This is a genomic window from Agrobacterium sp. MCAB5 (assembly GCF_052114365.1).
Taxonomy (GTDB): Bacteria; Pseudomonadota; Alphaproteobacteria; order Rhizobiales; family Rhizobiaceae; genus Agrobacterium; species Agrobacterium tumefaciens.
In genome coordinates this window covers 1-379 of sequence record NZ_JBFREP010000342.1, presented here as the reverse complement: position 1 = coordinate 379, position 379 = coordinate 1, and the positions used below count along the sequence as shown (strand labels likewise).

General features: G+C 61.2%; 1 pseudogene. It reads left to right on the top strand.

Going from position 1 to position 379, the window contains the following annotated elements:
- Window positions 1–379, top strand: a pseudogene (locus AB4Z23_RS28935) (nitrate ABC transporter substrate-binding protein); the annotation flags it as partial.

Sequence of the window (379 nt, the reverse complement as noted above, 5' to 3'; positions counted from 1 at the left end):
ACCCGCGAAAGCGACATAACCACGCTTGCCCAGCTTGCAGGAAAGCGCATCGGCGTGACCGGCTGGCGCGACAGCGGCAACACTTGGACGCGTGCTGCCGTTCGCCGCGAAGGTGTCGAGGTCAAGGACGCTATGTGGTATGCTGGCCGCCTGACGGAAGCCCATCCGATTACCGACCGCCTCGACGGCTTTGGCCAGCCCGGCTTAATCGAAGCCTGCCCCGGTGAGCGTCCGATGGTCGATCTGCTGCGTAATGGTGGACTGGATGCGATCTTCACCCCGTTCATGCCCGATGGCTATTTCGAAAAGGAGTCGCCGTTCCGTCAGGTTCTGGCCGATTTCCGCGAGGAAGAACGCCGGTATTTCGACGATGTTGGAT